At 66.2% G+C, this 12,629-nt stretch carries 11 protein-coding genes; 6 read left to right on the top strand and 5 right to left on the bottom strand.

Translation table 11 applies throughout. The annotated features are described in order from the left end of the window. Nucleotides 1-80: 80 nt before the first annotated feature. Nucleotides 81-1,553 (top strand): serine hydrolase domain-containing protein, encoded by a 1,473-nt coding sequence (locus GGC65_RS10120; protein ID WP_192647035.1) that lies wholly within the window; start codon nucleotides 81-83, stop codon nucleotides 1,551-1,553. A gap of 44 nt (nucleotides 1,554-1,597) precedes the next feature. Here the strand turns inward: GGC65_RS10120 and GGC65_RS10125 are convergent, their stop codons facing one another. After that, nucleotides 1,598-2,941: an acyltransferase family protein gene (locus GGC65_RS10125; RefSeq protein ID WP_192647036.1), complete on the bottom strand. Its 1,344-nt coding sequence runs from the start codon at nucleotides 2,939-2,941 to the stop codon at nucleotides 1,598-1,600. 144 nt (nucleotides 2,942-3,085) lie between these two features. Between GGC65_RS10125 and GGC65_RS10130 the strand changes: the two genes are divergently transcribed. The 3 genes from GGC65_RS10130 (at nucleotide 3,086) to GGC65_RS10140 (ending at nucleotide 8,211) form a co-directional block, all read left to right on the top strand. Next, complete coding sequence (locus tag GGC65_RS10130; protein ID WP_192647037.1) at nucleotides 3,086-4,084, top strand: pyridoxamine 5'-phosphate oxidase family protein; 999 nt, start codon at nucleotides 3,086-3,088, stop codon at nucleotides 4,082-4,084. Nucleotides 4,085-4,135: 51 nt separating this feature from the next. Next, a complete protein-coding gene (gene parC / locus GGC65_RS10135) occupies nucleotides 4,136-6,439 on the top strand; it encodes a DNA topoisomerase IV subunit A (protein ID WP_192647038.1) in 2,304 nt (767 codons plus the stop codon). Between the two features lie 89 nt (nucleotides 6,440-6,528). Beyond that, a complete protein-coding gene (locus tag GGC65_RS10140) occupies nucleotides 6,529-8,211 on the top strand; it encodes a putative bifunctional diguanylate cyclase/phosphodiesterase (RefSeq protein WP_225940764.1) in 1,683 nt (560 codons plus the stop codon). Here GGC65_RS10140 and GGC65_RS10145 read toward each other — a convergent pair. The 4 genes from GGC65_RS10145 to GGC65_RS10160 are packed head-to-tail and all read right to left on the bottom strand — an operon-like array spanning nucleotide 8,184 to nucleotide 11,095. Next, nucleotides 8,184-9,380, bottom strand: coding sequence for a CCA tRNA nucleotidyltransferase (locus GGC65_RS10145; protein ID WP_192647040.1), 1,197 nt, complete (start codon nucleotides 9,378-9,380; stop codon nucleotides 8,184-8,186). The genes GGC65_RS10140 and GGC65_RS10145 overlap by 28 nt on opposite strands. Continuing rightward, nucleotides 9,377-9,961: a CoA pyrophosphatase gene (locus GGC65_RS10150; protein WP_192647041.1), complete on the bottom strand. Its 585-nt coding sequence runs from the start codon at nucleotides 9,959-9,961 to the stop codon at nucleotides 9,377-9,379. The genes GGC65_RS10145 and GGC65_RS10150 overlap by 4 nt, the downstream gene beginning before the upstream one ends. Beyond that, nucleotides 9,961-10,545, bottom strand: a complete 585-nt coding sequence (locus tag GGC65_RS10155) for a DUF1285 domain-containing protein (protein ID WP_192647042.1) — start codon at nucleotides 10,543-10,545, stop codon at nucleotides 9,961-9,963. The genes GGC65_RS10150 and GGC65_RS10155 overlap by 1 nt, the downstream gene beginning before the upstream one ends. Nucleotides 10,546-10,591: 46 nt before the next feature. Continuing rightward, on the bottom strand, nucleotides 10,592-11,095 hold the full coding sequence (locus tag GGC65_RS10160; RefSeq protein ID WP_192647043.1) for a GNAT family N-acetyltransferase: 504 nt from the start codon (nucleotides 11,093-11,095) through the stop codon (nucleotides 10,592-10,594). A gap of 347 nt (nucleotides 11,096-11,442) precedes the next feature. Here GGC65_RS10160 and GGC65_RS10165 point away from each other — a divergent pair, with 347 nt between their 5' ends. Further along, nucleotides 11,443-11,814: a dihydroneopterin aldolase gene (locus GGC65_RS10165; RefSeq protein WP_192647044.1), complete on the top strand. Its 372-nt coding sequence runs from the start codon at nucleotides 11,443-11,445 to the stop codon at nucleotides 11,812-11,814. Continuing rightward, nucleotides 11,811-12,572, top strand: coding sequence for an SDR family oxidoreductase (locus GGC65_RS10170; protein WP_192647045.1), 762 nt, complete (start codon nucleotides 11,811-11,813; stop codon nucleotides 12,570-12,572). Before GGC65_RS10165 ends, GGC65_RS10170 begins: the two co-directional genes overlap by 4 nt. Nucleotides 12,573-12,629 lie beyond the last annotated feature (57 nt).

The raw sequence follows: 12,629 nt of genomic DNA on the forward strand, positions 1-12,629 counted from the left end.
GCTATGCCGACCCTCGCCCGATCAAAGAGAGGATACCGATGCCAGGAATGAACCATGGGCTCGCATCATTTGGCACAGCCATGGCCGTGCTGATTGCCGCCCCCGCCGCCGCGCAGCCGGGCAGCTGCCCCTCCCCTGCCGAGGCTGTGGGCGGGCCGAGCAACGCGCATAGCCGCTATATCGAGGCAAATCTGCAGCCCCCGATCGTCGAAAAGGGGGCCAAGCCGTTCAGCCTCGCCGAACGCATGCGCCGATATGATGTGCCCGGGCTCAGCGTCGCCGTGATCCACGATGGCAAGCTCGACTGGACACGCGGCTGGGGCATTCGCGATCTCACGAGCTGCGCGCCGGTCACGCCGGACACCGCCTTCCAGGCCGCGTCGATCAGCAAGGTCGTGGCGGCGATGGTGGCGCTGCGACTGGTAGAGCAGGGCAGGATCGGGCTCGACAGCGATATCAACGGCGCGCTGCGTTCCTGGCAGTTGCCGAAGGATCCGAAGCTGGCGCCGGGCGGCGTCACGCTGCGCCAGTTACTGAGCCATACTGCCGGACTCGGCGTTCATGGTTTCGATCGCGGGTACCTGCCCGGCGAGGCCCTCCCCACGACCGTCCAGATCCTCGATGGCTTGCCGCCGGCCGACAGCCAGCCCGTTCGCAGCATATTTCCCGCGGGCGCGCAATTTCGATATTCGGGCGGCGGTTATATGGTGGCGCAACTCGCGCTTTCCGACGTGAGCGGCATGTCGTTTTCCGATCTTGCCGAGCGTGAGGTGCTGGGTCCGCTTGGCATGACCCGCAGCGCCTTTGCCATGCCTCCGTCAGCCGCGATCCGCACCGACATGGCGTTCGGGTCCGCTCATGGCGCGACGATCCCGGGCTATTATGTCGTCGTCCCCCAACTGGCGGCCGGGGGGCTGTGGGCCAGTTCTGGCGACCTCGCGCGCCTGCTGATCGACCTTCAGGCATCCGGCGCGGGCGAGAAGGGTCACCGCCTTTCGCCCGCCATGACGCGCGCGATGATGACGCCGGTCAAGGACAATTGGGGGCTCGGGCTTGCCCTTTACCGGGACGGTGTCCCGCGCTTCGGCCACGACGGCGTGAACCCCGGATTCGAATCCTTCATGGCCGCCTATGTCGGCAAGGGCGAAGGGATCGTCGTCCTGACCAATGGCGGCGACGGCCGGCGGCTCATCAACGAAGTCGTGCGCGCCGTTGCGGCCGACTATGGTTGGCCGGATATCGCGGTGCCGGCCACCGAGGCGAAGACATTGCCGCTCGCGCAGCTTTCCAAGGCGGCGGGGCGCTTCGAGGGTAGCGGGCTCAACATCGACATCGACGCGCGACCCGAGGGATTGTTTGCGAAGTTCGTCGGCGCCCCCGCCTCCGCGGCCGAACGGCTGGTCGCGCTCTCACCCACGCGCTTTCGATCCGAAGCGCTTGGCATCACGGTCGAGTTCGCGCCGGACTTTTCAAGCTTCACCTTCATCGATGGCGGTCCTCCGATGCGGGTGGTGCGGACGATGGCGGCGCCCCCGGCGACGAAAGGCAGTTAGTTGATCGCCGAGCCCGCGAGGCTGGGAACGACGCCGGTGACAGGTCAGGCCCGCGATTGCGACAGTCGATGGATCGGGCCGAATTGCGCGATCGCAGCGCCGACGAAGGGTAGCGCGACGAGCCAGAGGCGCACACCCGTCACGCCGAGCGGGCTCGCGATGCTGATCGCCGCGGTGGCGCCGAGCCCAGCACAGATGAAGATCAGTCCGACGATCAGGCGCCAGTGCGGCACCTCGCCGCTGTCCTTGCTCGCGCGTTCGTAGCGGGCGAAGAGGGTGATCAGCGGAAAAAGCGCCGCGATATAGAGAGCAAACCAAATGGGCCGCGCGAGCCACCATGGCGCGCTGCCGGGCGCCACATCGAGCCCGATCCCGCCGAGCAGCCACGCCGCGACCATCACGAGGACGAAGGCGGTGAGGTGCCAGAGATAGATCGTCATGATCATGCCGTTGACGAGCACGACGCCGATCCAGATGCGAAGGCTATCGAGCATCCGCCGCCCCGCAGGCTCGAGCGCGAGCGCGAAGCCCGCCTGCGCGATGCCGAGCGCCAGCAGCGCGATCGTCGGCGGCATCGAATTGCTGAGGCCGCTTCCCGGCACGCCGATCATCGCGACCGGATAGGGCCCGAAACCGACAAGCAAGCCGAGCGCGACCAGCCCGCCGATGCCCCACAGCAGCGCCCTGCCCGGCCTCAGCCGCCCCTCGCTCCACGCGAAGCCGAGCTGGTGGATCGCGAGCCAGACAAAGCCGAAGTTGAGGAAATTGACGTAGGGCACGCCGAAGCGCAGCGCCGCAACATCGATCGCGACCGCGCCCGCACCGAGCATCCAGAAGGAAGCGAAGCCCCAGCGTTTCCACGCCCGCCACGTCAACGGCACAACAGCCGCGACCATCAGGTAAACCGACAGGAACCACACCGGGATCAAAGCAAGCTGCGCCGCCATCGCGACGACGCCGCGATCGACCCCCGCGAGCGTTCCGAACATCGCGACGAGCGTCCAGATCAGGAACAATGGCAACACCGGGTTGATCAGCCGCTGCAAGCGCCCGCTATACCAGCTTTCGTACGAGCCGCCCTTGCGCAGCGTCGCGGCCCACGACATGCCGTTCGAGAAACCGCCGACGAGGAAGAAGAGCGGCATCACCTGGAATCCCCAGGTCAGCCACTGCGTCCACGGCAATATGCCGAGCAGGTGTCCGCCCTCGACCGCGCCATCCTTCATATAGGGCGCTGCGACGAGCCAGTGGCCGACGACCACCGCAAGAATCGACAGCGCGCGGAGGAAATCGACGTAGCGATTGCGCTCGGGCGGCGCCTGTCCGGCCATCTCTTGCGCACGCGACCAGATGCTCTTGCGGCGGATGCCCTCGCGGCTTTCGGTCAATATCCCATCCCTTCCCCAATCAGGCATCCAACTTAGGGGCGCCCGGCGCGAGCTCAAGTCTTTGTGGGCAAAAGCCTCAAGCGAAACTTATTGCGAATAAATCGCAACAACGCCATGATGCGAGCCTTGAGCAGGGGACAGGCCATGACCGCCATCGACAGCATCGCCGCACTCGAAGCCGTGGTGGGCAAGGCCCCGCCCGCGATCGACCTCAAGGTGATTGACCATCTCGACGCCACCGCGCTGCGCTGGCTCGCCGCCTCGCCGCTGATGTTCGCGGGTACCGGCGGCGACGCCGGCATCGCGATCACGCTCGCTGGCGGGGCTCCGGGTTTCGCGCGCGGCGACGCGGCAGTGCTTTCGATTCCGCTGGAGTTTTTCGACGACCCCGGCTTGCTGCGCCCCGGCGCGGGTTTCGGTTCGCTGTTCCTGCTCCCCGGGATCGGCGAGACATTGCGCATCAACGGCCGCGTGGCGAGCGCCGACGGCGTCGCGCGGATCGCGGTCGAGGAATGTTATGTCCATTGCGCCAAGGCGCTGATCCGATCGGACTTCTGGAAAGCCGAACCCGACGAAAGCGCGCCAGCCGACCCCGATGCTTTCGTCGCCGCAAGCCGCTTCATGGCGCTTGCGACGATCGATCCCAAGGGCGCCGCCGACCTTAGCCCCAAGGGCGATCCAGCAGGGCTGATGGCGCGCAAGGACGGCGACGCACTCTGCTTCCCGGACCGCCCGGGCAACCGGCGCACCGACAGTTTCCGTAACATCATCGCGCAGCCGCGCATCGCCGCGGCGCTGCTCATCCCGGGCGCCAGTTCGGTCGCGACCTTCACCGGATCGGCGGCGCTGACGAGCGACGAAGCCGCGCGTGCACCCTTCACTGTCGGCGACAAGCAGCCGCTGCTGACGGCGCGTGTCGACGATCTCGCGATCCGCATCGCGCCCAGCGCCGCGCTGCGCCGAGCCGCGCTGTGGCCCGCCGCGGCTGCTCCGGCGGACATCAGTCCCGCCAAGATGTTCGCCGAGCATCTGCGGCTCAACAAAAACAAGGGCATAGGCGCACGAATCGCCAGCGCGGTGGTTTCGATTCCCGGCTTTATGCAAAAGGGCCTCGACAAGGATTACAAAGACAACCTCTACTAATCCGCATCCCCCTTTGCCTTGGCGCGTCAGCCTTGCTATCGGCTCCGGACAATGGCGACCACCACCGACGATCCCGACAGCAACGATCCCGTCCCCGGCATGACCGATACCCCGTTCGACAGCGCGCTGTCCGAACGCTATCTCGTCTATGCGTTGTCGACGATCACCGCGCGCTCGCTTCCCGATCTGCGCGATGGATTGAAGCCGGTGCACCGCCGCCTGCTGTGGGCAATGCGCGCGATGCGGCTCGACCCGTCGCAGGGTTACAAGAAATCGGCACGGGTCGTCGGCGACGTCATCGGCAAATTCCATCCGCATGGCGACACCGCGGTCTATGACGCGATGGTCCGCCTCGCGCAGGATTTCTCGCTCCGCTATCCGCTCGTCGACGGCCAGGGCAATTTCGGCAATATCGACGGCGATAATGCCGCGGCGTACCGCTATACCGAGGCGCGGCTGACGCGCGTCGCGATCGACCTGATGCAGGGGCTCGACGAGGGCACGGTCGATTTCAAGCCGACATACAATGGCGAGGATGAAGAGCCCGAGATCATGCCCGGGCTGTTCCCGAACCTGCTCGCCAATGGCGCGAGCGGGATCGCGGTCGGCATGGCGACCAATATCCCGCCGCACAACGCCGCCGAGGTCATCAATGCGGCGCTCGTGCTGATCGAGAATCCGCGCGCCGAGCTCGCCGAACTGCTCGAGCATGTTAAAGGCCCCGATTTCCCGACCGGCGGCATCGTCGTCGACAGCCCCGAAACGATCGCTTTGGCCTATGAAACCGGGCGCGGCGGTTTCCGCGTTCGCGCGCGCTTTTCGACCGGCAAGCTGGGTGACGGCAGCTGGGAAGACAGCGGGATCGAGAAACAGTCGGGCGGTACCTGGCAGCTCGTCATCAGCGAAATCCCGTACGGCGTCGCCAAGGGCAAGCTGATCGAGCAGATCGCGCAGCTGATCGCCGACAAGAAATTGCCGATCCTCGAGGATGTCCGCGACGAAAGTGCCGAGGATCTGCGCATCGTCCTCGAACCCAAGAGCCGCAACGTCGACCCCGAGGTATTGAAGGAAAGCCTCTATCGGCTGACCGACCTCGAAAACCGTTTCGCGCTGAACCTTAACGTCCTCGACGCGACGCGCACGCCCAAGGTGATGGGGCTGCACCAGCTGCTCACCGAATGGCTGATGCACCAGATCGTCGTGCTCGTCCGCCGCGCGCAGCATCGGATCGCAAAGATCGACGACCGGTTGGAGCTGGTCGCGGGCTATATCATCGCCTTCCTCAACCTCGACCGGATCATCGAGATCATCCGCACCGAGGACGAGCCGAAGCCGGTGATGATAGTGGAATTCACCCTGACCGACCGGCAGGCCGAGGCGATCCTGAACATGCGGCTGCGCTCGTTGCGCAAGCTCGAGGAAATGGAGCTGAAGCGCGAGCAGGCCGATCTGACCGCCGAGCGCGAGGAGCTCGCCAAGCTGATCGAGAGCCCGGCGCGGCAGAAGACGCGGCTGCGCAAGGACCTTGAAAAGCTGCGCGACGTCTATGGGCTCGAAACCCTGCTCGGCGCGCGCCGCACAACGATTTCCGAAGCGGCGCCCGCACGCGAAATTCCGCTCGACGCGATGATCGAAAAGGAACCGGTAACGGTGATCCTGTCGAAACGCGGATGGATCCGGGCGCAACGCGGCCATGTCGCCGCCGACCAGTGGGCCGAATTCAAGTTCAAGGAAGGCGACGAGCTGCTGTTCGCAGCGCACGCGCAGACGACCGACAAATTGCTGATCGCGGCGAGCGACGGGCGCTTCTTCACCGTCGGCGCCGACAAGCTGCCCGGCGGGCGCGGGTTCGGCGAGCCGCTGCGGCTGATGGTCGATATCGATCCCGAAGCGCGGATCGTCGCGATGATCCCGGCGAGCGCCGACGGCCGCCTGCTGCTCGCCTCGTCAAGCGGCCACGGCTTTATCGCGCAGATGGCCGAGGTGGTCGCCGAGACGCGCAAGGGCCGCAACGTCGTCAATCTGAAACCCAAGGCGGCGCTCGCCGTCGTCCGCCCGATATCGACGGGCGACGACAGCGTCGCGGTCGTCGGCGAGAACCGCAAACTCGTCGTCTTCCCGATCAACGAGGTGCCGGTGATGGCGCGCGGTCAGGGCGTGATGCTGCAACGCTATCGCGACGGCGGGCTTGCCGATGCCGTCAGCTTCGCCTTTGCCGAAGGGTTGAGCTGGGCGATGGGCGGCGAGACCGGGCGCACGCGCACCGAAACCGACCTTGCCCCCTGGCGCGTGGCGCGCGGGGCCGCCGGACGGATGCCTCCGACCGGTTTTCCGCGGAACAATCGCTTCGGCTGACCGCAATTACTCGTAGCCGTAAATCGCTTATTTACTTCCCATAACCTAGGCATGGGCCAATGGGGAAAGGTCGCACAAAACCCTCTATTATGCCTATCGATAGAACCGGCGAAGACCGGCCCTTATTGTTCGTCGGCTGGATCGACGCGTTGCCCGTCCCGGCCGCGCTGATCAGACCGATGGCGCGCGGCAATTTCCGCCTGCATGCCAGCAACGCCGCGTTCGATCGGTTGAGCCTGTCCCCCGCGGGCGTCGAGGCGCCGATCGAGATGCTGCGCGCGATCGAGCGCGCATCGCAATATCCGGAGGAATCGCAGGAATTCTCGTGCCAGCTTGGTGACGGACCCGCCGCGCGCGACCTGCGCGGGTCGATCGGTCCGCTGCCGACCGAATCGGGCGACGACGGGCTGTTCCTGCTCACGCTGATCGACCGGACGCAGGAAATGATGACCGAGCGCAATTTGCGCCGCGAACTCGTTTCCGACAGCCTGACCGGGCTGCCCAACCGCGCAGGCTTCGAGGAGCTGGTCGAACAGCGTGCGCGCCACGAGGGGCCCGGTGCCGATCATGCGATCCTGCTGCTCGACCTCGCGCGGTTTAGCCGCATCAACGAACATATCGGCCCGATGGCGGGCGACGAGCTGATCATCACCGTCGCGCGGCGGCTGAAATCGAGCCTGCGCAGCGGCGACATATTGGCGCGCACCGGCGGCGATGAATTCGCAATATCGACGCGCGTCACCGGCGGCCGCGCCGATGTGCGCGAAATGGCGCGGCGCATTCGCGGCTGCTTCGATCACCCCTTCCGCATCGGCAAGCTGAAGGTCAGCGTCGATTGCGCGCTCGGCTGTGCGATCCAGCCGGCAGCTGACACCGATGTCGCCGATCAGCTGCGTCATGCACAGATTGCGCTCAAGCGCGCGAAGCAGACCGACCGCATCGAAATCTATGAACCCGAAGCCGCGATGCTGTCGGACAATCGCTTCGGGATGGAGACCGAGCTGCGCAACGCGATCGAGGAAGACCGGCTCCACCTCGCCTTCCAGCCGTTGATCGAACTGTCGAGCGGCCGCGTCGCCGGGTTTGAGGCGCTCGCGCGCTGGGACAACAGCAGCGGCCATGCGGTTTCGCCGACCGAATTCATCCCGATCGCCGAGGATTCGGGGCTGATCGTTCCGCTCGGCCAATGGGCGATCGGCAAGGCGGCGGAAGTGCTCGCCGATTGGGACCGGCAGAATGGCGGCAAGGTGGTCGACGCCTATTTCTCGGTCAATGTTTCGGCGATCCAGCTGGTGCGCGACGACCTTGCCACGGTGGTGCGCCAGGCGCTCGAAAGCCAGAAGATCGGCGGCGAACGGCTGATGATCGAACTCACCGAAAGCGCGATCATCGGCGACCCCGACCTCGCGCTGTCGGTGCTCAGCGAGTTGAAGGCGCTCGACGCGCGCGTCGCGATGGACGATTTCGGTACCGGCTATTCGAACCTCGCCTATCTGCAGCGCCTGCCGATCGACGTGCTCAAGATCGACCGCAGCTTCGTCGAACATATGGTCGACGACCGCGACAAGGTGGCGATCGTCCGCACGATCCAGAGCCTCGCCGAAGTGCTGGGGATGAAGACCACCGCCGAGGGCGTCGAGACCGCCGACCAGGCGCGTCTGCTGTCGGCGCTCGGATGCGATTTCGGCCAGGGCTTCCTGTTCGCGCGGCCGATGGATGGCAAGGCCGCGCTCGAATATTGGCGTCAGTCGCTGGTGCGGCCGATCTTCTGATCGACGAGCTCGGCGACCCGTACTGCGCCGGGGAAATCCTCCGCCACCCACTCGGCCTCGACCGCCTTCAGGATGCGCGCGACCTCGGGGCCGACCGCGATCCCGCGCGCAACGATGTCGCCGCCCTTGAGTGGCATTTCCGGAACCTGCCAGTCGGCCAAGGCCGCAAGTGCTGCGGGATCACCCACGAGCAGGTGCACGTCGCGCGCAGCGTCGACGCCGATGGCATAAGCGAGTTGACGGATCGGCCGCGCGACGTCGCCGCGGCTTCCGCCAAGCGCGGCGAGATGTTTGCGCTGGCGCGTCGACAGGCGCAGCCGGCTCGCGACCTGTTCAGCGATCGCGGCGTCGGCGGGTAGCAAGGACGCGAGGCGGCGCAGCGGCGAAACCGGAACGGCTGCGGTATCCTCATTGGCCAGCAGCCGGTCGAACGCGACGGCGAAGCCCGGATCGAGTTCGGGCAGCAGCACCGCGAATATGCCGTCGGCCGACATTTGGCCGACGATCGCACGCGGATCGGGCAGCGAGAGGATCTTGAGCAGTTCGTCGGCGATGCGTTCGCGCGACAAGCTTTTGAGCGACTGGCGCGCGGTCACGACCGCAGCGTGGCTGACCGCGTCGAGCTCGCCGCGCCCGAAGCGCGCCGCGAAGCGATAGAAGCGCAGGATGCGCAGATGGTCCTCGGCAATCCGTGTCGCGGCATCGCCGATGAAGGCGACACGCCCCGCGTTGAGATCGGCAAGGCCGCCGAACCAGTCGTCGATCGCGCCGCTATCGGGGTCGGCGTAGAGTGCATTGATCGTGAAGTCGCGCCGTGCGGCGTCGTCGCGCCAGTCATCGGCGAAGGCGACCGTTGCGCGGCGGCCGTCGGTTTCGACGTCGCGGCGCAGGGTCGTGATCTCGTGATGGTCGCCGCTGGCGATCGCGGTGACGGTGCCGTGCGCGATGCCGGTTGGGATCACCTTGATATCCGCCGCCTCGAGCCGCCGCGTCACATCCTGCGGCAGCAAAGGCGTTGCGAGGTCGATGTCGGTGACGGGCAAGCCTAGCAGCGTATCGCGCACCGCGCCGCCGACGATTTTCACCGCGCCGCCGTCGCTGCGCAGTGCGGCGACGATGCGGCGCAGGCCGGGACGGTCGCGCCATTCGGCGCCGGGAAGGACCGTCACCGGTGCCAGCCCGCCGGCATCCGCCGCGCCAGATTGATGATAATCCCCGCCGTCACGCCCCAAATCCGCCGCCCCTGCCAGTCCATGTCATAATAATGGCGATCCTGTCCCTGCCAATTCGCATGATGCTGCGTGTAATTGTCGGGATCGAACAATATGTCGAGCGGCACCTCGAACCAGTCCTCGACCTCGTCGGGGTTGGGGTCGAGCGGCAGATCGGGCGGGATCACCCCGAGTACCGGCGTGATGATATAGCCGCTGCCCGACCGATAGGGCTCGGTCGCACCCGCGATCATGACATCGTGGCGGCTGAGGCCGATTTCTTCTTCGGCCTCGCGCAACGCGGCGTCGATCGCGTCGCGGTCGCCGGGATCAATCTTGCCCCCGGGAAAGGCGACCTGCCCCGCATGGCTGCGCAGCCATTGCGGCCGCTGGGTCAGGATGACGCCGGGGTCGGGGCGATCGGTGAAGGCGATCAGCACCGCGGCATCGCGCAGCGTCGGGGTGCCGAGATAGGTTTCGTCCTCGCCCGCATCGGGCAGCAGATTGTCGAGCGCGGCACGCAGCTTGTCCGACAGCATCAGGCGTCCACCAACGGAAAGCGCGTGCCGTTCGACCAGATCGCGGGCGCGTCGGCGTCCTCGGCCAGCGCCATGTCGACGATCTCATAATAGAGCGCGCGGTCGATCCGCGCCTCGAGCCCGTTACCGATCGTGCCCCGGACGTGCAGCCGCGGGTCGGGATTGTCGGCATCGCCGCCGAAGCTGAGCGGATGATCGGCACCGGCCATAACCAGGTCGTCGGTGTCGAGCCGGAAGACCAGTTTGCGCGCCGCCCCCTCGCCTTCGCTTTTCATCTCAACCGCGCGGAACGGCGTATCCTCGACCGCGATCGACAGCCTTTCGGCGGGCGTCACGAGCACATGGCTGCCATCGGGCTCGCGGCGCAGGATCGTCGAGAAGAGCTTGACCATCGCGGGCCGGTTGATGCGCCCGCCCTCATGAAACCAGCTGCCGTCGGCGCGGATTTCCATGAAACTGTCGCCAGTCCGCTCGGGATGCCATTGCTCGACCGGCGGCAGCTTGCGCGCCGCCAGCAGTTCGGCGGCTTCGGTCAGCGAAAGCTGCGAAAATTCTTTCGGAAGCGACGGCGCAGGGGTGACCATATATCCGACATAGGCGGACGCGCGGCGGGTGCAACCCCGTGCACGGTCAGCGCGGCCCGATCATTCCCGCGCCCGTCGGCAGGTCGTGCCCGTTCACCGCCCGCGCGAGCAGGCGACGACGCTCGAACGGGCCGGGCAAGTCCCATGCGCCCGTCGCATCGGCGGTGAAGCCGAAGAAGCGGCCATAATATTCGGGGTCGCCGATCATCATCAGCGCGCCGTCGGCTTCGGTTTCGGCGGCATCGAGCATCTGCGCCATCAACGTGCGCCCATGACCGCCGCGCTGGACGTCGGGGCGGATCGCGACCGGGCCGACCATCACCAGCGGGACGCCGGCGGCATCGGGCGCACGCAGCGCGACGGGCCAGCACTGGATCGTGCCGACCAGCGCGCCGTCCTCGACCAGCGCGAAGCTGAGCGCAGGCACCGCATCCATGCCTTCGCGGATGCGGTAGGCGGTTCGTCCAAAGCGATCCGATCCGAAAGCGGCGTCGAGCAGATCCTCGACCGCCTGCGGCTCGATATTCGACAATGGAAGTAACTCGACCAACGCGTACCCTTTCGCTAATGCGGCGGCGCCTTAGAGCCTGTCTAGGCGAATTGAAAGCGTCGAGACGGAGTCAATTTTGACCCAGAGCAAGGCGCGAGGAAGGAGCAACGGCTATCCATCGTGACTGACGAGCAACGCAGCTCTGGGTCAAAATTGGCCCGCCGCTTCGCGGTCGTCGAGAGAAGCGCGCTGGGGGCGTCGGATCGTTTGCGCGGGCTACCAGCCCGCGCTGCACGTTCCTTCTACCCAGCGCGCTTCTCCCGACGATCTCGACGTTTTCAATTCGCCTAGACAGGCTCAGGGGACCGGGGGGGCGCTTGCAAACCCCCGACGGACAGGAATTTCTTGTGACCGATACATTGTGGCTGGAAGTGAACGGGCTGACCGCCCAGGTGCTGACCGGCATCTATTCCGAAGAAACCCACCTGCCGCAGCCGCTGCGCATCTCGGTGCGCGCGAAGCTGGCGATGGCCGATCATTATGATCCGGTGACACCGCTCAGCCGCTCGAAAAATTACATGCACCTCAAATTCGCGGCGACCGAGGGCATTCCCAAGGATGTGCATTTCGTCCTGATCGAAAGCGTCGCCGACCATATCATCGACACTTTGTTCCTGCAGGACGAGAAGGTCGAAGAGGTCGAGGTGAAGATCGTCAAGCTCGCGATCGCCGAGGAGGGCGAGGAGATCGGCATCACGATGCAGCGGGCGCGCAAGTGACGCAAAAGCTCGCTCTGGTCACGGGCGGGCTGCACCGCGTCGGCGCCGCGATTTCGGCGCGGCTGGCGCGCGAGGGCTATGCGCTGGCGATTCACAAGCGGAGCCCTGGTGAAGCCGATCCGGTACTTGCCGAAGCGCTCGCTGAAACTGGCGCCGAGAGCCGCCGCTTCGCAGCAGACCTGTCGAACCCGGCTGAGGTCGATACGCTGATCCCCGCGGTGATCGAGAAATTCGGCCGCGCGCCCGACCTGCTCGTTAACAATGCCGCGCTGTTCGCCGAGGGCGAGTGGGCCGACCTGTCGGCGGTAGCGCTCGCCGAGATGATGCAGATCAATCATCATGCGCCGGTGATGCTGGCGAAGGCGTTGATTACGCATAGCGAAGGCGCACGACCCGCGATCGTCAATATCGTCGACCAACGCGTGGCGCATCCGGTGCCCGACCAGATCGCCTACAGCCTGTCGAAGTCGGCGCTGTGGCAGGCGACCGCGACGCTGGCCGTCGCATTCGGCCACCGCGCGCGCGTCAATGCCGTCGCGCCGGGGCTGACGATGGCGACCGAGGATTATTCGGCGGCGCAGGTCGAGCGGCTGGCGGGGCTCATGCCATTGGGGGCGCTGCCGACGCCGGCACAGATCGCCGACGCCGTGGTGTATCTGGCGCGCGCCGAGGCGGTGACGGGGCAGACGATCTTCGTTGACGGCGGCGCGCATCTGGCGCCGATGGCGCGCGATTTCGTGGCGCTGGAGCGGGATTGATAGCGTCATCCCAGCGAAAGCTGGGATCTCCATCGCCCTGTCGGAACGATCGCGGCC

It is taken from the genome of Sphingopyxis sp. OAS728, from assembly GCF_014873485.1.
Lineage (GTDB): Bacteria > Pseudomonadota > Alphaproteobacteria > Sphingomonadales > Sphingomonadaceae > Sphingopyxis.

What these genes read in the sequence shown, in the direction of transcription:
- parC (WP_192647038.1), top strand. Translation starts at nt 4,136, where the DNA reads ATGGCGACCACCACCGACGATCCCGACAGCAACGATCCCGTCCCCGGC.
- GGC65_RS10155 (WP_192647042.1), bottom strand. Translation starts at nt 10,545, where the DNA reads ATGGTCACCCCTGCGCCGTCGCTTCCGAAAGAATTTTCGCAGCTTTCG.
- GGC65_RS10150 (WP_192647041.1), bottom strand. Translation starts at nt 9,961, where the DNA reads ATGCTGTCGGACAAGCTGCGTGCCGCGCTCGACAATCTGCTGCCCGAT.
- GGC65_RS10130 (WP_192647037.1), top strand. Translation starts at nt 3,086, where the DNA reads ATGACCGCCATCGACAGCATCGCCGCACTCGAAGCCGTGGTGGGCAAG.
- GGC65_RS10120 (WP_192647035.1), top strand. Translation starts at nt 81, where the DNA reads ATGGCCGTGCTGATTGCCGCCCCCGCCGCCGCGCAGCCGGGCAGCTGC.
- GGC65_RS10140 (WP_225940764.1), top strand. Translation starts at nt 6,529, where the DNA reads ATGCCTATCGATAGAACCGGCGAAGACCGGCCCTTATTGTTCGTCGGC.